This is a genomic window from Apibacter sp. B3546 (assembly GCF_009827885.1).
Taxonomy (GTDB): domain Bacteria; phylum Bacteroidota; class Bacteroidia; order Flavobacteriales; family Weeksellaceae; genus Apibacter.
In genome coordinates, this window is record NZ_WINW01000031.1 from 62583 (window position 1) to 84281 (window position 21699).

The 21699-nt window shown below is 30.7% G+C and carries 22 protein-coding genes; 10 read left to right on the plus strand and 12 right to left on the minus strand.

The window, feature by feature from the left end; translation table 11 throughout:
• Positions 1–565 precede the first annotated feature (565 nt).
• The 6 genes from GFU93_RS05510 to rnr all read left to right on the plus strand — a co-directional run bounded on the left by GFU93_RS05510 (position 566) and on the right by rnr (position 7734).
• A complete protein-coding gene (locus GFU93_RS05510; RefSeq protein ID WP_160567880.1) occupies positions 566–2233 on the plus strand; it encodes a hypothetical protein in 1668 nt (555 codons plus the stop codon).
• Positions 2234–2246: 13 nt separating this feature from the next.
• Complete coding sequence (locus GFU93_RS05515) at positions 2247–3287, plus strand: hypothetical protein (RefSeq protein WP_160567882.1); 1041 nt, start codon at positions 2247–2249, stop codon at positions 3285–3287.
• Positions 3268–4239, plus strand: coding sequence for a Gfo/Idh/MocA family protein (locus GFU93_RS05520; RefSeq protein WP_160567884.1), 972 nt, complete (start codon positions 3268–3270; stop codon positions 4237–4239). The genes GFU93_RS05515 and GFU93_RS05520 overlap by 20 nt, the downstream gene beginning before the upstream one ends.
• Before the next feature lie 180 nt (positions 4240–4419).
• Positions 4420–4758, plus strand: coding sequence for a CidA/LrgA family protein (locus GFU93_RS05525; RefSeq protein ID WP_105296516.1), 339 nt, complete (start codon positions 4420–4422; stop codon positions 4756–4758).
• Positions 4755–5468 carry an LrgB family protein gene (locus tag GFU93_RS05530; RefSeq protein ID WP_160542906.1) on the plus strand — a complete coding sequence of 238 codons (714 nt, stop codon included), beginning with the start codon at positions 4755–4757 and terminating at the stop codon, positions 5466–5468. The genes GFU93_RS05525 and GFU93_RS05530 overlap by 4 nt, the downstream gene beginning before the upstream one ends.
• A gap of 112 nt (positions 5469–5580) precedes the next feature.
• A complete protein-coding gene (gene rnr / locus GFU93_RS05535) occupies positions 5581–7734 on the plus strand; it encodes a ribonuclease R (protein WP_160542907.1) in 2154 nt (717 codons plus the stop codon).
• A 53-nt stretch (positions 7735–7787) separates the two neighbouring features.
• Here rnr and GFU93_RS10210 read toward each other — a convergent pair whose 3' ends face one another.
• From GFU93_RS10210 to GFU93_RS05590, 11 genes are all read right to left on the minus strand, one after another.
• Positions 7788–8843: a bifunctional transcriptional activator/DNA repair protein Ada gene (locus tag GFU93_RS10210; protein ID WP_160567886.1), complete on the minus strand. Its 1056-nt coding sequence runs from the start codon at positions 8841–8843 to the stop codon at positions 7788–7790.
• Between the two features lie 214 nt (positions 8844–9057).
• Positions 9058–9831 (minus strand): tryptophan synthase subunit alpha, encoded by a 774-nt coding sequence (gene trpA / locus GFU93_RS05545; protein ID WP_160567888.1) that lies wholly within the window; start codon positions 9829–9831, stop codon positions 9058–9060.
• On the minus strand, positions 9824–10453 hold the full coding sequence (locus GFU93_RS05550; RefSeq protein ID WP_160567890.1) for a phosphoribosylanthranilate isomerase: 630 nt from the start codon (positions 10451–10453) through the stop codon (positions 9824–9826). The genes trpA and GFU93_RS05550 overlap by 8 nt, the downstream gene beginning before the upstream one ends.
• A 16-nt stretch (positions 10454–10469) precedes the next feature.
• Positions 10470–11294 carry an indole-3-glycerol phosphate synthase TrpC gene (trpC, locus tag GFU93_RS05555; RefSeq protein WP_255448652.1) on the minus strand — a complete coding sequence of 275 codons (825 nt, stop codon included), beginning with the start codon at positions 11292–11294 and terminating at the stop codon, positions 10470–10472.
• A complete protein-coding gene (locus tag GFU93_RS05560) occupies positions 11263–11694 on the minus strand; it encodes a hypothetical protein (protein ID WP_160567892.1) in 432 nt (143 codons plus the stop codon). The genes trpC and GFU93_RS05560 overlap by 32 nt, the downstream gene beginning before the upstream one ends.
• Before the next feature lie 20 nt (positions 11695–11714).
• Entirely contained in the window at positions 11715–12713 is a 999-nt protein-coding gene (gene trpD / locus GFU93_RS05565) for an anthranilate phosphoribosyltransferase (protein ID WP_160567894.1), read from the minus strand.
• Between the two features lie 6 nt (positions 12714–12719).
• Positions 12720–13286: an aminodeoxychorismate/anthranilate synthase component II gene (locus GFU93_RS05570; protein WP_160567896.1), complete on the minus strand. Its 567-nt coding sequence runs from the start codon at positions 13284–13286 to the stop codon at positions 12720–12722.
• A 7-nt stretch (positions 13287–13293) separates the two neighbouring features.
• Entirely contained in the window at positions 13294–13845 is a 552-nt protein-coding gene (locus GFU93_RS05575) for a cysteine hydrolase family protein (RefSeq protein WP_160567898.1), read from the minus strand.
• 6 nt (positions 13846–13851) lie between these two features.
• A complete protein-coding gene (locus GFU93_RS05580; protein WP_160567900.1) occupies positions 13852–15243 on the minus strand; it encodes an anthranilate synthase component I family protein in 1392 nt (463 codons plus the stop codon).
• Between the two features lie 3 nt (positions 15244–15246).
• Entirely contained in the window at positions 15247–16443 is a 1197-nt protein-coding gene (trpB, locus tag GFU93_RS05585) for a tryptophan synthase subunit beta (protein WP_160567902.1), read from the minus strand.
• A gap of 534 nt (positions 16444–16977) precedes the next feature.
• Positions 16978–18294, minus strand: a complete 1317-nt coding sequence (locus tag GFU93_RS05590) for an OmpA family protein (RefSeq protein ID WP_160567904.1) — start codon at positions 18292–18294, stop codon at positions 16978–16980.
• 208 nt (positions 18295–18502) lie between these two features.
• On the opposite strand from GFU93_RS05590, the gene GFU93_RS05595 reads away from it, so the two are divergent.
• Positions 18503–18922, plus strand: coding sequence for a dCMP deaminase family protein (locus GFU93_RS05595; protein WP_105296502.1), 420 nt, complete (start codon positions 18503–18505; stop codon positions 18920–18922).
• Here the strand turns inward: GFU93_RS05595 and hisE are convergent.
• On the minus strand, positions 18919–19488 hold the full coding sequence (hisE, locus tag GFU93_RS05600; RefSeq protein WP_160566227.1) for a phosphoribosyl-ATP diphosphatase: 570 nt from the start codon (positions 19486–19488) through the stop codon (positions 18919–18921). The genes GFU93_RS05595 and hisE overlap by 4 nt on opposite strands.
• Before the next feature lie 134 nt (positions 19489–19622).
• Between hisE and GFU93_RS05605 the strand changes: the two genes are divergently transcribed.
• The 3 genes from GFU93_RS05605 to GFU93_RS05615 are packed head-to-tail and all read left to right on the plus strand — an operon-like array spanning position 19623 to position 21638.
• The gene (locus GFU93_RS05605; protein ID WP_160567906.1) at positions 19623–20318 is read left to right on the plus strand and encodes a MotA/TolQ/ExbB proton channel family protein; all 696 of its coding nucleotides are present in this window, start codon (positions 19623–19625) and stop codon (positions 20316–20318) included.
• A gap of 3 nt (positions 20319–20321) precedes the next feature.
• Entirely contained in the window at positions 20322–20726 is a 405-nt protein-coding gene (locus tag GFU93_RS05610; protein WP_160566225.1) for a biopolymer transporter ExbD, read from the plus strand.
• A 3-nt stretch (positions 20727–20729) separates the two neighbouring features.
• Complete coding sequence (locus GFU93_RS05615; protein WP_160567908.1) at positions 20730–21638, plus strand: ferric siderophore ABC transporter substrate-binding protein; 909 nt, start codon at positions 20730–20732, stop codon at positions 21636–21638.
• Positions 21639–21699: the final 61 nt, after the last annotated feature.

Sequence of the window (21699 nt, forward strand, 5' to 3'; positions counted from 1 at the left end):
ATATGTTTGTAGTTTCTCTTTTCATTGCATCAAATAAAATTTCACAAGAACAATAAAGAAAATTTACTACTCCTTATCTTATGAGCTTAAGGGCAAACTATAATTTATTAATCCATATTAAGAAATTCAAAGATTTAATTACAAATAAATAAAATCAATTATAATGCTGTAATTACAGTTTTTATGACGAGACAATATAATTTATAAATTTTAGCTAAAATATTCAAAAAAGATAGGCAAAATATACTTTGGCTTTATTTTTGTGATAAAATAAAATAATTTATACTTTATACCTCTTATTAATTTTTCCTTTATACTAATTATTTAATATTTTTTTTTAATATAAATTTTTAAACCAACAAAAGAGCAATATGATTGAATTTTATTTTCTGATACATTAGTTATTTTAATATTATTATATTAATACACATAACTTATTTAAATATTTATTCTAATTTATATTATAACTGATACGGAAATCTTTTTTCCATAAAGGGTTACGTCCAATTATTAATCCCTATACCAAATAAAAGAATGTATTATCTTTGTTTAAAAAATTATCAAGATGACAATATATAAAGCCAGAGAATCGACAGATGTAATTGAAAGATTATATATTACCATGCGTCATCTTTTTAACCGAGGTGGCTTCAAACCAACGGGTACTTCAGGACTTGAATTAAGAAACTATTTATTAAAATTAAATCCGGAAATATATGGATCAATAGCCGATCCGGATAAAGTGGAACTTAATGGGCTCAACTATGTTTTAGATAGGCTCCCCCAAGGTATTGAAGAATGTTCATTTATATTTTTAACCTCCAATGAAGGATTAGACAAATCATCATTTACCCCTATCTATCCTAAAAAAAGAAGGAGAACTTGTTATCGGGTGGATGAGCACCAAATGAACATTGAAGTATTATTAGGAAGATCTGAAATTTATGATATATTAACCCACCTTACGTTTTTATATAATGAAGCAGACAAAATCAGAAAAAGAACTCATGATTTTAACGGAAAAGTGGGAAGAATTTGGATATCTGTTGAAAATGCAGCCTTAAGCTCTGAACCTTTAAAAAGAAAAGAAAGAGAGGTAATTTTAGCTCATATAGCCACCATGCTGGGCAGAAGTTTTGATGAAGTAATTACTGCTTATAAAAACTTTCAAGAAACAAATGATCCTGATCGTTTTATAAAGATTATTTACAATTTAGGAAGAGTAAGTAAAGAAGACGAAATAGGAATTCGAAGAAGAGAAATATTTTTCAGCTCCATTTTGAAGGAAAGAGTAGGTCATCATTTATTTGGTGAAAAATGGGCGGAAAATGTTAAAAAAACATTAATTAAAAATAAGTTAATAAATAAAAAAATTCACATTATAAGCTCCAATATGCATAGTGTGAAAAATATGTTGTATGCTTTTGATTCTTTAAATAAGACTTTTCATGCAGATGAAGAATTAAAAATGTATGAAGATTTAAGTAAAAATTTAGATTTAGTTGATTCTGTAAAAAGTTATGCTCAAAAAAATGGCATGATATACAGTAAAGATACCAGCGGATCAAATATTGACGTTCAAATCTTCGATCTATCTAAGATTAATTTTAAAAACACCCCTTTTAAAAATATTAAAAACATAAACAAAGAAGACATTTTAATTGTTTTTGATTATGCATTCGGAGAACAAGCTTTTGAGATAATGGATGAATTATTAAGGCCTATAAATAATGCGAAAGAAAAATTAAAGCTAAATGTTGACTCAATATCTATCTTAGGTAAAGCCGGAATTTTAGTTGGAAATAAAGGCGATATTATGATTCCAACTGCTCATATATTTGAAGGGACAGCAGATAACTACCCTTTTCATAACCAACTTTCTTTAAAAGATTTTGAGGGATATAATATTAACGCTTATAAAGGAGCCATGATTACCGTATTAGGTACTTCTTTACAAAATAAAAATGTTTTGACTTATTTTATGCAAACATCTTGGAAAGCCATCGGTTTAGAAATGGAGGGAGCACATTATCAAAAAGCTATTCAAGTGGCATCTAAAATACGTCATCATATAGGTGAAAACGTAAAATTAAGATATGCTTATTATGCTTCAGATAATCCATTAGAAACCGGAAGTACATTAGCCTCCGGAGGATTGGGTTTAACCGGTGTAAAACCTACGTATTTGATCACTCAAAAAATATTAGAGCAAATTTTAACTATTAAGAATTAATTATATAAAATAAATGGATAACGAAAATAAAAATTTAAATTTGGAAAATAATAAAAATTTAAATCCAGATCTTGATTTTATAAGTCTCTTAGATTATTTTAAAAACATCTTTAAAAATTTTATTTCTTCTACTCTTAATTTTTTTTGGAAGAATATTATAACACCTCTTTTATGGTTTTTTATTTTATTAAAAAGATATTTTTTCATAATAGTAATTACTGTTATAATATTTGGCTTAGTAGGATATTTCAATAAAAGAGTTCTACCAAGCTATTATAATTATGAAATGATTTTAGCTCCTAATTTTAAAAGTGCGTCCAAACTTTACCAACAAATTAATTCATATAATCAATCATGCGGAAAATTGGATAATGCATTTTTCAAGGATTTAAAATCAATTTCGATCAGTCCCATAAAAACTTTTACAAGCGAACTAGATATTTTCTACCGTTATGTACAAAAAAATTCAGATTTTTATAAAAATGATACTATTTTTTCAAGACAATTTAAAATAGAGGATTTTAGAAAACTTTTGGTAGATACAGATTATCCTAATCATATTGTATACATTACATCTTTAAAAAAACTTTCACCTGATGAAATCAAAAGTAAAATTATAGATCCCATTGAAAATGATATCTTTTATAAAAAAATTAAAGATGCTAATTTAAATTCTCTGGATATTAAAAGCAATCTATATAAAAAAGATTTAAAGGTTATTGATACCTTATTATTATCTATAGCTAAAGGGGACAAAACTAAAGTTTCATCCTCCATATCACTAAATGGAGAATCAAAGACAAACGTTGAACAAGACTTACTTAATAAATCCTTAGAAATAACCAAATCATTAGCTGAAGTTGAAGTTGAAAAAGTTCAAGAATCTCAAGTAATATCATTAATTTCTGAGCCACAATTAGTAAATAGTAAATCTTTATTTTATAAACGTGATACTCTTACTTTCGCATTAGCAGGTCTAATATTTTCAATTGCTGTAATTTTATTAATTCAATTTGTAAAATATTTAAATAAATTTGAAAAAAAACATTCTTAAAATAGCTATTATAGGATACGGCCATATAGGAAAAATACACTTTGAAAATATATTACATAATGAAAATTTAAATGTAGTTGCTTTGATAGATACGGATAATTTTATTTTGGAAAATAAAAATATCCCTATTTTTCAAAGTATATCAGAATGCCATATTATTTTCCCTGATATTGATTTGTATATAGTTGCAACACCCAACGGTTACCATTATAAACAAACGAAAGAAATCCTGGAATTATCTAAAAATGTGTTGGTGGAAAAACCCATTACATTCCATAAATTCCAGATTGAAGAATTAATTACTATTGCAAAGAATAATAATGTTCGATTATTTACCTCTCTGCAACTACGTTTTTCACATATAATAAATCATGTCAAAAATTTAATTGACAATCATTATTTAGGTGAAATTTTTCTTATAAATATTGAATGTTTTTGGAACAGAAATGACCGCTATTATAAAAAAGATTCATGGCGTGGAACAAAACAGTTAGATGGAGGAATACTGTTTACGCAATTCTCTCATTTCATAGACATAATACATTATTTGTTGGGAAAAATTGAATTAATAAGCAATTTAACTGCCAATTATACGCATCAAAACGTAATTGAATTCCCCGATAGTGGAATTTTACAATTTAAATCGGGAAAGACACTGGGAAGTATGTGTTACACCATCTCTACCTATGAAAAAAACTTTGAATCATCAATTACTATCATTGCAGAAAAAGGAACAATAAAAATTGGTGGCCAATATTTGGATCAACTAGTACATTATAATGTAAAAGAGAGCTTTTTTGAAGGTATTGATTTACCCAAAGAACCGCTTCATAAATTGTTATATAAAGAAATAGTACATTCGTTAAAAAATTCAACCTCATCTCATTTAGATGCTGAAAATTCGATTGAAACTATTGATTTTATTGATAAAGCGTCTAGCTATTTAGCCTAAACAAATTGGCTTATTTATAAACTAGTGATGGAATAATTATTTCCAATATATAAAATATTTAATCGTAATTTTATCAAAATACAAATCAAAATCTAAATTTTTACTTAAAAATTATTTTTTTGATTAAATATCTTATGAAAAATAATATTTGATTTATATTTAATATAGTAATTTTGCTATATGAAATTAATTTCACAATTAGGAATTATATTACTGTTGTATTTTATTGGTGAATTAATAGTTTTCATCCTGCAAATTAAGATACCGGGAAGCATAATAGGCATGCTGTTATTACTTGTGTCTTTACAATTGAATATCATAAAAGTGGAGGATATAAAAGAAGTAGCTACTTTCTTTTTAAATAATATGCTGATTTTATTTATACCTTTAGGGGTTGGATTAGCTTCCCAATGGGACTTAATCTCTAAGGAATGGTTAGCAATTTTAATATCCATTATACTTAGTACCTTTATCGTGTTATTAACTGTAAGTTTACTTATTAGAAAGAAAAAAGAATGAAGGAATTTTTAGATACTCCTCTTTTTCATATAACGTTAACCTTACTGGTTTTTTGGTTATGTAATTTGTTGTTTACTAAATTCAAATATAAAATACTTCATCCGGGTATAACCTCTATAATCTTATTGATTGTCTATTTAAAAGTGACACATACTTCGTATGAAGATTATAACAATAATACCTCTTTAATTTCTTTTTGGCTGGGACCATCCGTGGTAACTTTGGGGCTACCGCTTTATTTGTATATAAAACATTTAAAAGGCAGTTATATACGAGTTTTTATCGCTATGATAGCGGGAAGTCTTGCGGGAATTATTTCCGTGGTTGTTATAGCAAAAATTCTAGGCGCTTCAGACATTATAGCTTATTCTTTATCTCCAAAATCTGTAACAACGCCTATTGCAATGGAGGTATCTAAAGGTTTGGGAGGTATTCCGTCTCTTACTATTGCGATAGTTTTTATTACCGGATTTGTCGGTGCCCTTTTCGGATGGGGATTCCTAACTAAATTAGGAATTAAAGATCACAAAGCAATCGGAATAGCTGTGGGTTCTGCTTCTCATGCTATAGGTACGGCGGAAATTGTTAAAAATGGCGAAAAATTTGGCGCTTACGGAGCACTTGGAATGGCTTTAAATGGTGTATTAACTGCTATATTTGCTCCTATACTAACTCCGTATTTAATCCAACTATTAAATTCGATTGGATAAATATTCGTTGTGGTTAACTTTTTGTAACAATAAATAATTACTTATTACTATAAATTTATCTGATAAGTTTTTATGAAATAGGCGAATATTTAAATAAATTTTAAAATATATTATGACTAAGAAAAAGAGAATAATTTCTACTAAACATAAAGAGAAACTACGAAATTTAAAAAGAAATATACTTAACATCTTTATAAAAAACCCGAATAAACAATATAATTATAAACAAATATCCACAATACTGGATTACAAAAATCCCAGACAAAGGGAATTTGTAATACAAGGACTTTTAAGTTTGGTTTCTGAAAAACAACTAACAGAAATAAAAACAGGAAAATATCAAATCAATTCCATAAAAGAATCCGTTACCGGAAAAATTGATTTCAGTCAGAATGGTAATGCCTATTTAATTGTTGACGGTCTTGAAAAAGATATTTTTATACCGAAAGGAAAAACAGGAAAAGCTTTACAAAATGACATTGTAAAAGCTATAGTCCATCAATTTAAAAACAGAAAACCGGAAGGAGAAGTTGTTGAAATCCTGGAACGTTACAAAACAAAATTTGTTGCAAAATTTGAATATTCTCCGAACAAAAACTTTGGATTTGCAGTAGTTAATAAACCTTCCGTTCACACTGATTTTTTTATACCAAAAGATAAATTCAACGGTGCAAAAAACGGTCAACTGGTAGTGGTTCAACTCCTCGATTGGCAAGATAAAGAAGACAGTCCTACGGGATCTATTGTTGAAGTATTAGGAGATCCGGGAGAAAATGAAACCGAAATTCATGCTATTTTAAGTGAATATGGGTTACCTTATACATTTCCTTATGAAGTTGAAAAAGAAGCGGAAAAACTTGATATACGCATATCAGAGGATGAAATATCTAAAAGAAGAGATATGCGTACTGTCACTACATTTACCATTGACCCTGTTGATGCTAAGGATTTTGATGATGCACTCTCTATCGAAAAGTTAGACAACGGCAACTGGGAAATTGGAATTCATATCGCAGATGTTTCCCATTATGTAAAACCGGGAACCCTATTAGATAAAGAAGCCTATTTAAGAGGAACTTCCGTGTATTTAGTCGATAGAGTCGTTCCAATGCTTCCTGAAGTTTTAAGCAATAATGTTTGTTCCTTACGTCCTAAAGAAGATAAATATACTTTTTCCGCCGTATTTGAATTGGATGAGAAAGCACAAGTAAAAAAACAGTGGTTTGGACGAACGGTTATCCATTCAGACAGAAGATTCACTTATGAAGAAGCTCAAGAGATTATCGAGGGAAAAAAGGGCGATTTTGAAGAAGAAATACACACCCTTAATAATTTAGCAAAGCTACTAAGAGAAGATCGAATGAACAAAGGAGCAATCTCTTTTGACAAAATAGAGGTAAAATTTAATTTAGATGAAAATAAAAATCCCGTAGGAGTTTATTTTAAAATTGGAAAAGACAGCAATCATTTAATTGAAGAATTTATGCTTCTGGCCAATAAAAAAGTTTCCGAATATGTTAGTACCAATAAAAAAGGAAATCCAACCGATCGAACTTTTATTTATAGAATTCATGACGACCCGGATCCGATAAAATTACTCTCTCTTAAACAATTTGTAAATACTTTGGGATATGATATAAATATAACCAATAAAAATAAAACCTATCAATCCATCAATAAATTACTTGCCGACGTAAAAGGGAAAGGCGAAGAAAATATGATTGAAACGCTAACCATCCGTACTATGTCAAAAGCAAAATATTCAACCGAAAATGTAGGTCACTATGGTTTAGCTTTCGATTATTACAGTCATTTTACCTCTCCCATACGTCGATATCCTGATGTAATTGCCCATCGTCTCTTACAAGATTTTCTAGATAAAAAACCGTCTGCAAACAAAGAAATCATCGAGAATATGGCAAAACATTGCAGCAATATGGAAAAATTAGCCGCCGATGCTGAAAGAGACAGTATTAAATACATGCAGGTTAAATTTATGGAAAAACACTTAGGTGAATCTTTTGAGGGAGTAATCACCGGAGTAACCGAATATGGTATTTATGTAGAAATTAAAGAATTTGGAACCGAAGGAATGATTAAAACAAGAGATATACGGGATGATGATTATCGCTATGATGAAAAGACCTATTCAATTATTGGACAAAGAACCGGCAATCAATATCAGTTGGGAGACTCTGTATTTATTAAAGTTATAAAAGCTAATCTTGAAAAGAAACAATTAGATTTTGAACTTATTGAGAATTGATAAAAAATAAATTAGTAACCAATTATACTATATAGTCTGTTATATTGCTAATATCAAAACAATTTTAATTGTAACGAACCTTTTGCTTCTAACTCTAATAATTTTTTCTTTCTCCACAGTCCTCCTCCATAACCTGTTAAAGATCCATCCGAACCAATGACCCTATGACAAGGAACCAATATAGAAATCATATTCATACCGTTAGCATTTGCAACCGCTCGAACAGAAGAGGGCTTACCGATACGTTTTGCTTGAATGGCATAAGTTGAAGTCTTTCCGTAAGGTATTTGAAGAAGGACCTTCCATACCTCTTTTTGAAAATCAGAACCAACCCAGTCTAATGGAACTGTAAATTCTTTTAAAGTACCTTCAAAGTATGAGTCTAATTGTTGCCTTAATTGTTTAAATAAACTATTTTCACTTGGCACAATAGAAGTATTAAAACGCTTTGATATTAATTGTAGCTCTCTTTCTAACATTTTACGATCCGAAAATTCCAATAAACATATGCCTTTCTCTGAGGCACAAGCAATCATAGTACCTAAAGGGGTTGCCAAGCGGGTAAGATTAATTAATTGTTTTTCTTTACTCATTCTAGGTGTAATTCCTGTTATTTTTTTAAAAGTTTCATTAAATCCGCTCAACGATTCAAATCCTGAGTCATAGGCAATTTGTGTGATATTATTACCTTCTTTACATTTTTTAAATGCCTCATTTATTCTATACATTCTTTGATACACATGAAAAGTAATTCCATGATTTTTAAGAAACCACCTTCTAACTTTTATTGGCTCAATTCCAAAATTCCTTATATCAAAGTCTTTTAATTTAATATTGGGGTTGTCTTCCAAATGTTGTAATAATTTATGAATAAATTCCGGCGTCTCACCATTCCTTTCCATAGGATGACATATTTTACATGCTCTATATCCTTTACTTAAAGCTTCTTTAGTCGAAGAAAAAAATTCAACATTCTCAAATTTAGGTTTTCGTGCTGAACAAGTAGGACGGCAAAATATACCGGTAGTTTTAACACCAACAATAAAAGTTCCTTCAAATGAACTATCCCTTTCTAATAAGGCTTTGTAAAATATTTTTTTTTGATCCATGGAAAAAGTATTTTTTAATCTACCCTCTTTCTCTGTAAATCCCTTTTTATAAGGATAAACAGAAATACACTGACTAGTTAAAAATATATTTTAAAATAATTTTTCGTTAAAATTAGTTCAGGCGAAGATTGTACTGCAACCGAAAAATGAACATATATTTTTTCCATGAAAAGATAAAGGGTATTAACCAAAAACTTAAAAACTAAAAAACCCATCAAGTTTTTAAAGTGTTTTTTAATTCTTGAACCGCTTTTTCTATTGTTTTATTATCTTTTAACAAGGTAATGAACTTACTTCCAATGATAGCGCCGTTAGCATAAGATTGTGCGACTTCTAAAGTAGCTTTATTAGAAATACCAAACCCTATTAAACGAGGATTACGCAATTTCATCGAATTAATTTTTTGAAAATATTCTACTTTTTTATCATCAAAACTTTTTTGCGCTCCCGTTGTTGAGGCAGATGAAACCATATATATAAATCCATCCGTATTTTCATCAATCAAGCGAATTCTTTCTTCTGATGTTTCGGGAGTTATAAGCATTATAACTTTTATATCATAAGTTTCAAAAATCGATTTATATTTTGTACTATAATCATTAAAAGGCAAATCAGGTATAATTGCTCCATCTACACCGACTTCTTTACATTTTTTACAAAAATTTTCAATTCCGTATTGCATAATAGGATTTAGATATCCCATTAATAGTAACGGCAATTCAACTTCTTTTCTCACTTCTTTAATTTGTTCGAAAAGCAATTTTAAATTCATTCCATTCTTCAAGGCCAATGTGCCGCTTTCCTGAATGGTCGGCCCATCTGCCATAGGGTCTGAAAAGGGTATACCCACTTCTATTAAATCTATGCCGTTTTTTTCAAGCTCTTTTATGATCTTACCAGTATCGGCAAGATTCGGATATCCGGCCGTAAAATAAATGGAAAGAATGCCTTTCTGTTTTTTATTAAATAATTGCTTTATTCTATTCATAGTTTATTTCTTCTATAAATTCTTTTATTAATTCAATATTTTTTCTTCCCGGTTCTAGTTCAAACTTACTGTTTAAGTCCAAACCATATAATTTCGGATGCTTTATTTCTTTAATTTTACCTACATCTTCCATTGAAATACCTCCACTTAAAAAAAAAGGAAGTTCACCTGTATAAAAATCCATCAACGACCAATCGAACTTTTTCCCTGAGCCTCCATATTGCGTGCTTTTAGTATCAAACAGAAAGAAGTCACAAACTGAGTTATATTCATTTGTACTGTGCAAATCATTAGGGGATGATACATTAAAAGCCTTAATTATTTTTATATTAGGAAAACTTTTTATGAGATCTGAACAATATTTTGGATGTTCCAATCCATGAAGTTGGATAACATCCAACTTATATTTTTCAATCCTATGGAAAATCAATTCTATTTTTTCATTAACAAAGACCCCAACCTTCAAAATATCTTTAGTTTGTGAAAGAATGGTTTTGGGGAGTATCTTATCTATATAACGTAAGGATTTCGGGTAAAATATAAATCCCATATAATCTATAGGTACTAGAGAAAGATGCTCAATATTATCAGGATATTTCATCCCACAAACTTTAATTTTCATCTATTAATTGGTATGATTATGTAAGTTCTTCAATAAAATCTTGTAAAGCTTTACCGGGATTATTCGTTTTCATAAAATTTTCACCCATTAAAAATCCTTTATATCCGGCTAGCATTAAGTCTTTTACAGTTTGAGAAGAAGATATTCCACTTTCAGAAATTTTCAAAAACTCAGGGGGTATTTTATTAACCATGTCAAATGAAACTTGTACATCCGTAACGAAGGTTTTTAAATTACGATTATTAATTCCTACTACATCTACCCATTCGTTAATATAATCTAATTCCTTTTCATGATGCAATTCCAACAACACATCCAATCCAAGATTTTTAGCTTGTTTTGCCAATTCTTTAGTTTTTTCAACAGTTAAAGCTGCGGCTATCAACAATATTGCACTTGCACCGTAAGCCTTAGCTTCAAAAAGTTGGTATTCATCAATCATAAAATCTTTACGAAGAAGGGGAGTTTGTGTAATGGCTTCTGCATTAACCAAATCCTGCAAATTACCTCCAAAAAAATCAGTATCGGTGAGAATGGATATAGCACTTGCTCCGTTTTCAGAATAAAGAGGTATAATTTGTTCTATTTTTGCATCTTTAAAAATCCAATCTTTCGAGGGTGATCGACGTTTAAATTCTGCAATTATACCGGTTGAAGATCTTTGTATGGATTCTTTAAACGATTGTCTTTTCTTTACATTTTGTATTTTATTTTCCAGATCTTTAATTGAAATTTTCCTTTTTGATTTTTCAATTTCAATCCTTTTACAATCAATAATTTTATCTAAAATAGTAGGCATTTTTTTTCTTTTATGGTTCAATGAATGAGTGATTATCCTCATCAACTACTTTTTTTTCTACAAATTCATCATCTAAATCAACAGAATTTCCGTTTATTTGTCCTCTTCTAAACTGAACTTGTTGTTGATCAGGAAAATAATAAAAATAGGTATCAATTGTTTTACTAGTAAAATGAAGTTCATAATAATTACCTTTTTCCTTCCACCATTCCCCTTTATCTACAATTGCTCTTTCTTCAGTTCCTCCCAACAATTGAATTTTCAACAAATGAAAAGTTCCGTCAATATTCCGTTGCTTAATCCAATAGTTACGTATTCCTCCTTCTCGAGTTCCTTTTTCTGTACCTTGCCAAAATCCAATTAAGTTTTGATCTCTTTCTTTTATTTGTGAATAGGATACTATATTCCACAAGATAAATGTTATAAGTACTAATTTTTTCATCTTTTTTATTCTTATTAAACCTAATTATTCAGGCTTAAAAACTTTTGAAAGGTTTGTTTCGCTTTTCCGCTTTCCAACGATTCTCTCGCTTGATTGATGCATTCTTCAATAGTTAATTTGGGATTTATATTGTGTATGGCAAATGCCGAATTAGCTATCACAGCATTTTTTTGGGCTTTGGTTGCTTGATTATTTAATACATTATCAAAAATTTTTGAAGCTTCTTCAGGTGTTTTTCCTCCGTCCAACTCCGGTTGCGTACATCTTTCCAAACCGATATCTTCGGGAGAATAGATATGTTCCCCTAAATGGGTAACCACTTTAAAATTATCGGTTAAGGATATTTCATCATACCCGTCTAAACTATGTACGACCGTATAATTACAATCGGTATTTTGATAGATATAATAATATAAACGAGACATTTTAAGATTAAAGACTCCTAATACATTTCTTTTAGGCTTTATTGGATTCACTACAGGTCCCAGCATATTAAAGAATGTACGAACTCCTAATGCTTTTCTTATGGGTGTTACCACCTTCATGGCATCATTGAATAAAGGAGCATGTAAAAAGGCAAGGTTGGATTGATCTAATGATCGTTCAAGTTTACTGATATCTGCAGTAAATTTAACTCCGTGTTGTTCCATCACATTGGAAGCTCCGCTAACAGAAGTTGCACCATAATTTCCATGCTTTGCAACTTTATATCCGGCACCGGCTACCACAAAACAAGAAAGAGTAGAAATATTAAACGTATTTTTATTATCCCCTCCCGTACCTACGATATCTATAGGATCATATGCGGCTAATGATGAAACATTCGTACATAAATCCATAAGGGCATCCCTAAAACCGAAAAATTCATCGATGCTAATATTTCTCATAAGAAAAACGCTTATAAAAGCGGCAATCTGAGATTCATTATATTCTTTCGCGGCCATTTTAGTCAATACTTCTTTCGCTTCTTCTCGGTTTAAATATTGATGCTCAAAGAGTCTGTTTAATAGTTGTTTCATATCAACTTAATTTTCTAAAAAATTTTTTAAAATGTTTTTGCCTTTCGGGGTAAGTATGGATTCAGGGTGAAACTGAACTCCGTGGACATCATAATGCTTATGTTTTATAGCCATAATTTGATTATCATGATCGACGGCCGTAATTTGAAGTTCATCCGGAAAATTTTGATTATCTACAATCCACGAATGGTATCTCCCAACTTCCATTTCTTCAGAAATGCCTTTGAATATATAGTCTTCATCTATTATTCTTATTTTCGTTGCTACTCCATGATACACATCTTCCAAATTGGTCAATTTAGCACCAAAAGCTTCTCCTATAGCTTGTTCTCCTAGGCACACCCCTAGAATCGAATGAGTTGGAGCATATTGTTTGATTAATGAGAGCAATATTCCTGATTCGGAAGGTATTCCCGGTCCCGGTGACAATATTATTTTATCATAGTCTGCTACTTCTGATACCGCGATTTGATCGTTCCTAAATACATTTACTTCCGTATAATTCAATTCTTTAATTAAGTGAACCAAATTATAGGTAAATGAATCATAATTATCTAAAACCAATAGTTTCATTGTATATTTACTTAGAACATGAATTTAAGAATTGGTTAGCCGTTTGTACATCGGCATAGTAATAACTTAAGGCTGCTAAAAATGAATTTTGAACTTCTTTAGCTTGTATTTTTTCTCCCTTAATTTCAATATCTCGGGTTGCACAAGCATCGCCTATTAAAGTACATGTATATCCTAAGTCTTTTGCTGCTCTTGTAGTTGCATCCACACACATATGGGTCATCATTCCGCAAATTACAAGTTCATCAACTTTAAGTTTCTTTAAAGTATCTTGAAGATCTGTATTTATAAAGCTATTTGGAAAATTCTTGATGATGACTTTTTCTTCGTCTTTCGGCTTAACATGGGAATGTATTTCTACCCCTTGAGTATGAGGAAGAAAAAAAGTAGCATCCGACCGTGAAGATACATGTTGTATATGGACTACCGGCCATTGTTCTTTTCTGAACTTTTCTAAAATGTTTTTTGCTTGTTCACAAGCTTGTATAGAATTATTTAGAGGATTTTTTCCTCCTTCAAAATAGTCATTTTGAATATCGATAATAAGTAAAGCTTTCATATATAATTAATTTTTTAAAATTTCTGCCAGATCAATTGCTTTTTTAAGCGCTCCTAACTTGTTATTTACTTCTTTTAACTCTTCTTCGGGATTTGACTTGGATACAACGCCCGCCCCTGCTTGATAATACAATACATTATTTTTGCTTAAAAATGACCGGATGGTAATTGCTTGATTTAAATTTCCGTCTAAACCAATATACCCGATACATCCTCCATATATTCCCCGCATATGTTTTTCTATATCGTGCAGCAATTGCATGGCTCTAACTTTGGGTGCTCCGGATAAGGTTCCTGCAGGAAATGTATCTGCAAATACAGAAATACTGTTTTTATTTTCATCCACAATTCCACTCACACGCGAAACTAAATGTATTACATGTGAAAAATACTGTACTCGTTTAAAAAACTCTAATTGGACCTCATGACAATTTCGGCTCAGATCATTTCTTGCTAAATCTACCAACATAACATGTTCTGCATTTTCTTTTTCATCTTGTAAGAGTTTTTCTGAAAGTTTTCTGTCTTTTTCATCATCTCCGGTTCTTTTATAAGTTCCGGCTATAGGATCAATATATGCTCGTCCTTTGTTTATTTTACAATGCGTTTCGGGGGATGATCCGAATATTCGAAAAGAACCAAAATCGAAATAAAAAAGATAGGGAGACGGATTAATGGATCGTAACGCTCGATATACTTTAAAATCATCGCCGGTAAATGCTTGTGAATAACACCGTGAAGGAACAATCTGAAAGACATCTCCTCTTTTACAATGTGCAATCCCTTTTTTTACAGACTCTATATATTCTTCATCGGAAATAAAACTTTTTTCATCTCCTTTGATCTTAAAATTATAGGAAGCAAAATTATTATTTTGCAATAAGGCTTCTAGTTGATGAATATCTGATTTTCCCCCTTCGGGAATATTTTCAACTATGGTTAATTCATTCTTTAAATGATTAATAACTAATATAAATCGGTAAAAAATGTAAAATAATTCAGGAATATCCGCATTTTCATATTTTTTATTTTTAGGATCAACCGATTCAAAATATTGAATACTATCATAGGAAGTATATCCAAAAAAACCATTAATTTTAGCAGGATTCTCTCCTTGTAATTGAAAGCTTTTAATAAAATCATCGAATTCGTTAACTAAAGGTTGTTCTAAATTTTTGATTTTTGTTTGCCCGTTTATTTCCGTTGTAATTTCATAGTCTTTAACTTTAAATTTAGCTAAAGGATCCATCGCAATAAAAGACGAGCTGTCTTCTCCACCATGAAAATCAGAACTTTCGAGTAAGGCAGATTCAGGAAAAGCATCCCTTATTTTTAAATATATTCCCACCGGAGTTTGTAAGTCTGCTAATAATTTCTTAGTTTTTACCTGTATTTTCATATTTTATTCGTTTCGATTTTCCTGAACTTTTATGTATGTTTCCATATCTTTATCTCCTCTTCCCGATAGACAGATCACAATAATATCTTCTTTTTTAAATTTCTTTTTCTTCAATACTCCTAAGGCATGTGCCGACTCAATGGCGGGAATTATACCTTCTAATCTTGTTAATTCAAAGGCTGCATCTAGAGCTTCCTCATCTGTGATTGCCAGAACTTCCGAACGTTTGGTTTTTGACAAATGGGCATGAAGGGGACCTACTCCCGGATAATCCAATCCGGCCGATATAGAATACGGTTCTTCTATTTGTCCATCTTCTGATTGCATGAGTAATGTTTTGCTTCCGTGAATGATTCCTAATCTTCCTAAATGGATCGTCGCAGCAGATTCTCCGGAGTTTAATCCTTTTCCTGCTGCTTCAGCTAAGACAATCTTTACCGAAGGTTCATTTAAAAAATGATAGATGGTTCCGGCAGCATTGCTTCCTCCTCCTACACATGCTATCAAATAGTCGGGGGTTTCTCTTTGTTCTTTTTCTAACAGTTGTTTGCGAATTTCTTCACTGATGACTGATTGTAAACGAGCAACCATATCCGGATAAGGATGAGGTCCTACGGTGGAACCTATAATATAATACGTGTCTTTCGGATTTGAACACCAATCGCGAATTGCTTCATTAGTAGCATCTTTTAAGGTCATATTTCCACTCGTCACGGGTAGTACTTCTGCTCCTAACATTTGCATTTTTTCAACATTCAACTTTTGTCTTTCCACATCCACTTTTCCCATGTAAATTACGCATTTCATATTCATTAGAGCACAAACTGTAGCCGTGGCAACTCCATGTTGACCCGCTCCGGTTTCAGCTATGATTCGGGTCTTACCCATTCTTTGCGCCAATAATATTTGACCTATTGTATTGTTGATTTTGTGCGCTCCGGTATGATTTAAATCTTCTCTTTTTAAGTAGATTTTACATCCGTATTTGTGAGACAGTCTTTTTGCCAAATATAAAGGTGAAGGCCTTCCTACATAATCTCTTAGTAAATCGTGGTAATCTTTTTGAAATTTTGGGTCATTTAATATTTTTAAATAATTGTTTTTTAGAATTTCCACATTTTCATAAAGGATTTCAGGAATATAAGCTCCTCCAAATTCTCCATAGTAACCTTCTTGGTTTACACTATATGTATGCTTCATTTTTTTTCATTTTATGTAATTAATCATTTCAAAAAACAAAAAAACCTACCGTGAACACGGTAGGTTTTTCTTATTCTTTTACTATTTTATTTAAAATAATACACCTTACTGCCCACGGCTATTGAAGCTGAGAGCACCACCACCAAGATATATTATTTAAAAATATTGCTTTCACTTTACTTAATTATTTTAACAAAAATACTAATTATCTTTTTATAATACAAAATATTTCAGCCGATTTTATGTTTTTCTTTAATTTATATTTAGATTATTATTTAATTATGAGCGTAATTAAATAGCGTGCTTTACTTTATATATTCTGTTCTTGCTCTGCATTTAAATAGACTATTTAAGTATGTGCTGAGTTTACATTATTCTTAAATTACAAGAAATAAAAAACCCATTCATTTATATAAAATAAAGAATGGGTTACGAATAGAATTCTTAAGGTTTTACTCTTATTTATTAGATTCTTACATATTTATCCTATTGCTACAGTTATATAATAGTTTTTTTAAATTAATTGTCTAAATTTTATTTTTCAAAACGTAAAGAAATTCTTCTGTCTTTAGCTCTTTCTTCATCGGAAGCATTTGCATCAACTGTTGCAAATTTGGAACCATACCCTTCAGCTCCGTCAACTCTATCTCCAAATCCATTTTTAATAAATATTTCCTTTACAGTATTTGCTCTTTCTTGTGATAATTTTAAATTATCTCGGTCATTTCCTTTTTTATCGGTATAAGCTCCAATTTTAACTTTTGCATCAGGAAATTCTTTAAGTATAATTCCAATATTTTTTGCTTGTGTTTCAGATTCAGGGGTTAGTTTTGTTCCGCTTCCAAATTCAAAATTGATGGCATCAAAATCAAACCATTTATTTTTTAAATCGTCGTTGGTAGCATTTTTATATTCATCGGATTGCAAAAAATTGACCATTTTGTCTTCTATTCCTCCGGGAAAAGCATTGATAACTGTTCCACTTGGCAACGTAATCGGAAGTAATTCTTTTATTTTATGATCTGTTGGATTAGTACTATTAGCTGAAACTGTGTCTCTATTATTTGCATTAGGCTCTACTTTTTGGATGGAATCGTTTACCGGAGCTGTAGTACCTTTCCCTTTAGAACATCCATTTTTAGAAAATAACCAAATGATTAGAATACCCGCAAGTAAAAATATGATAAGCCATTTTAACCAACCGCCACCGGAATGTTTTTCCATTTTATCTTTATATTCATGATAGGTATCTTCTACTTTTTCTTTAACGTTTTCTGCAGTTTCTTTAGTTTGAGATGAAACTTTGTTAAGAAAAGAATCTCCTAATCCTGAAATTGAAGAAACACCTAAAATACCGGCTAAACCTGAAGGTATTGATGATAAAAAACCATTTTTTTCTGAATTTATCTGTCCTAATAAGCCTTTGAAATTTCCTCCTGCTAATAATTTTTGTCCTAAAAATCCTGCTACTAATGGAGATATTACTCCCATTAGTTTAGTGGTACTTTCACTTTTTAAGCCGGATGAAGAAGATATCAGAGAAGAAAAGTTTCCTAATTTATCCCCAAAAAGATTATTTAAAAAGCCTGAACTTAATTTTTGTGTTTCAGCATCTGCTTGTCCGGAAAACAATCCTTTTACATTAGAAATAGAAGGAATATTTCCCGCTTGTTTCAATATATTTTCTAACTTATTATCATTACCTTTTTCTAGAACTGCACCGAATAAACTGGAAACGGCTGTTTTTATTGCTGATGTAACTTTTCCTGTATCTTCTCCCAATTCTGAAGATATATTAGAAACAGCTTCGGGTGTAATAATTTTCTTTAATGAATCTAATAGATTTTCCATAACAAAATTTTTCCGTGTTAAATGTATTATTATTTAATTATAACATATTTTATCTTTTGTTTATGACAATAATTATTCCAAATAATTTAAATTATTCATAAATACTTTTTTTATATATCTGTATTTCCCTTTTTAATAACTGTTAAAAAAATAAAAAAGTATCAATAAATTAGTTAAGCCTTTTAGTAAAAAAATGTATTTTTAGCTTATGAAAACAAAATATGATATTGCTTATTTACGCATGGCTCAAGAATGGGGTAAATTATCTTATTGTGAAAGAAAGAAGGTAGGAGCTTTAATTGTTAAAAACCGTATGATTATTTCTGACGGATATAATGGTACTCCTACAGGTTTTGAAAATATATGCGAGGACGAAACGGGAACTACCAAATGGTATGTTTTGCATGCTGAAGCTAATGCCATCCTTAAAGTGGCTGCATCTACACAATCCTGCATAGGAGCTACTCTTTATGTTACACTTTCTCCTTGTCGCGAATGCAGCAAATTGATTCATCAGGCAGGTATTAAGCGTTTGGTATATATCAATGAGTATTCTGATACGAGTGGCATTGATTTTTTAAGGGAGGCAGGAATCGAAATTGAACAGATTAAGGAGGAAGAACTTTAAATTTTTCTTCGTTGTAGCTTTAATTGCTTTAAAATATCGTCTAATAAAAATCCTCTTTCCTGCAGCAATATCAGATAATAATAAAAAACATCTGCGGCTTCATCTTTAAATAATTTATCGTTTTCCTTAGCTGCTTCAATTACCAACTCTACTGCTTCTTCTCCAAATTTTTGCGCAATTTTGGATTTGCCTTTCTTTAAAACAGTAGTAATATGTGTATTTTGTTTTTCTCCTTTAATGCTTTTTCCTATTTTTTTTTCTAAAATACTTAAATAGGAATAGGAATTTCTATTTTCTTCCAAGAAATCAGTTGTTGGTAAATATTTATCTGAATCTTTGTTGGTTTTAACTTTGATTAATATCACAGTCTTATCTTTGTTCCATAAAAATTCTTCTGCTGTGTATAAATCATCAAAAAAATCACCAACAAAATAAATTTTTTTTTCTGCCTGAGTTTTTTTTAGCAACGCATAGGTGCATTGACCGGATGTTAAAACCTTACCTGTTTTATTATCCTGAATGACAGCTATAAATTCTTTTCCTTTACTAGTGTTAGTATCTCTCATTCATTTTAAGAATTAACAACGCGAAGATACCATTTTACTTCTAATCTTATATGATTATATTTAAGAAAAGACTAACAATAATTCCTACCTTTGCACAAATAATTTAAAAAACTTTTATACAAAAAAGGATTTATATGAATGATTCTTTAAAGACCGCAGAAAAAATACTTGCACAAAGTGGAGAAATTAATGAAAAACAATTTTCCCTTTTAGAAATGTTTACACATGGGGGGCCTATAGGTATATTTGTAATGATCTGCCTTTTCTTGCTTTTCATGCTTTCTATTTATATTTTCTTTGAACGTTTTCTAACCTTAAAAAAGTTTTCCAATAAAAATTCTTCCATTCTTAATGATATTAAAGATCTTATTCATCAGGGTAATATCAACGCAGCCTTAGATTTATGCAAAAGAACTCATACCCCTGAAGGAAGAATGCTTTATAAAGGATTAATGAGAATTGGTAAACCTACTCGGGATATTAGTGATGCTATAGAGAACACAGCTCAGTTGGAAATCTTTGAATTGGAAAAAAATGTAGGTGTTTTAGGTACTATTTCAGGAGCCGCTCCCATGCTAGGTTTTTTGGGTACGGTAATCGGAATGATCATTGCTTTCTTTGCTACCAGCGCACAAGATCAAGCCAGCGCTCAAATGTTAGCCGGTGGTATTTATTCTGCTATGGCAAATACTGCTGCGGGATTAATTGTTGGTTTATTGGCGTATTTATTCTATAACATTTTGGTTATTCGTATTGATAGAAGTGTACATGCATTACAGCTTACCGCTATTGATTTTCTGGATATATTAAACAAACCTGTTACTCATTAATTTATGAAATTACGAAGTAGAAATAGAGTTACTCCGGAATTCAGCATGGCATCCATAACAGATGTAATATTTTTATTGCTTACATTTTTTATGCTTACTGCATCTGCAAATCAGTCTGCTTTAAATATAAAATTGCCAACTGCCAAAGGTCAGGAAATGCCCGCTGAAAGAGTTTATATAGGGGTTTCTATGGATGGAAAATATTTTTTAAATAAAAAATTAATAGCTAAAAACGAAATCGAGCCCACCTTAAAAACGATATTTAACGCCAATCCATCTCCTACTTTTGTTATTGCAGCAGATGAAGAGGCTTTACACAAAGATGTTGTTTTTTTAATGGATATTGCCAATAGAAATAAATACAAAGTTTTAATTGCGACGAATCCGCATACTCAAGAGGAAAAATAAGCTATGAGTGATAGTTATAAAATTAAGTATTATGATAATAAAAAGGAGAAGTTAATTAGCGGTATTATTACTCTAATAATTTCAGCCGCCATATTATCATTTATTTTAACTTATAAAACCGTTTTTTTAACTATGACTCCCCCTGCTTATATTGATATTAACTTTGATATGGATGATATGGGTGCTAATTTTGGAACTGATGAAGTGGGTTTAGGGGATGAAGAGCCTATTGATCAAGATGTTTTATCGGGTGAAGGTGGAGAAGTACAATCAGTAACAAATCTTGAAGATAAATCTTCCCAAGATTCTAAACAAGAAGATGAAAACAAACCTATTTTAGCCAATCAGAACGAAACCAAAGATATTGTTCCCGAACCTGCTAAAAAAACGGTAATTAAGAAAAAGGATAAAACCAAACCTGTAACTAAAATTAACTCAAAAACTATCCCAAATAAAACTAAATCCAAAACAGTAGCAGGTGTAGGAAATAAGAGTTCTACAGGAGGTAATCCCAAAGGAAATGCCGCTCTAGGAAATTTAATAAAAGGTAAAGGAACAGGAACATTTTCAACCGGTGAAGGGACCGGAGGAAGACCGGGTCAAAACCAAGGAGTAGAAACAGGAGGCAACGGAAGCGGTGGCGAGGGTATTGGAAACGGAAGAAAATTAGTCAGCTTCATTCCGGGCACTATGGGAAGAGGCGGAAAAGTTCCCGAACATAGTTGCAATGGTTCCGGAACTATTATTTTTTCCTATACTCTTGATAAAAATGGAAATGTTATTTCTGTTAGTCGAAAATCAGGGATAAATAATACTTGTTTATTGAATACAGGCATTAAATGGATTAAACAATACGTAAAAGGTAATGCAGGTACTCGATCGGTAACCGGCACGTATAAAATCAATTTTTAAAAATAGTTGAAAAAATAACCAAATAAAAAAAACTTTCTAAGGTATAGAAAGTTTTTTTTTT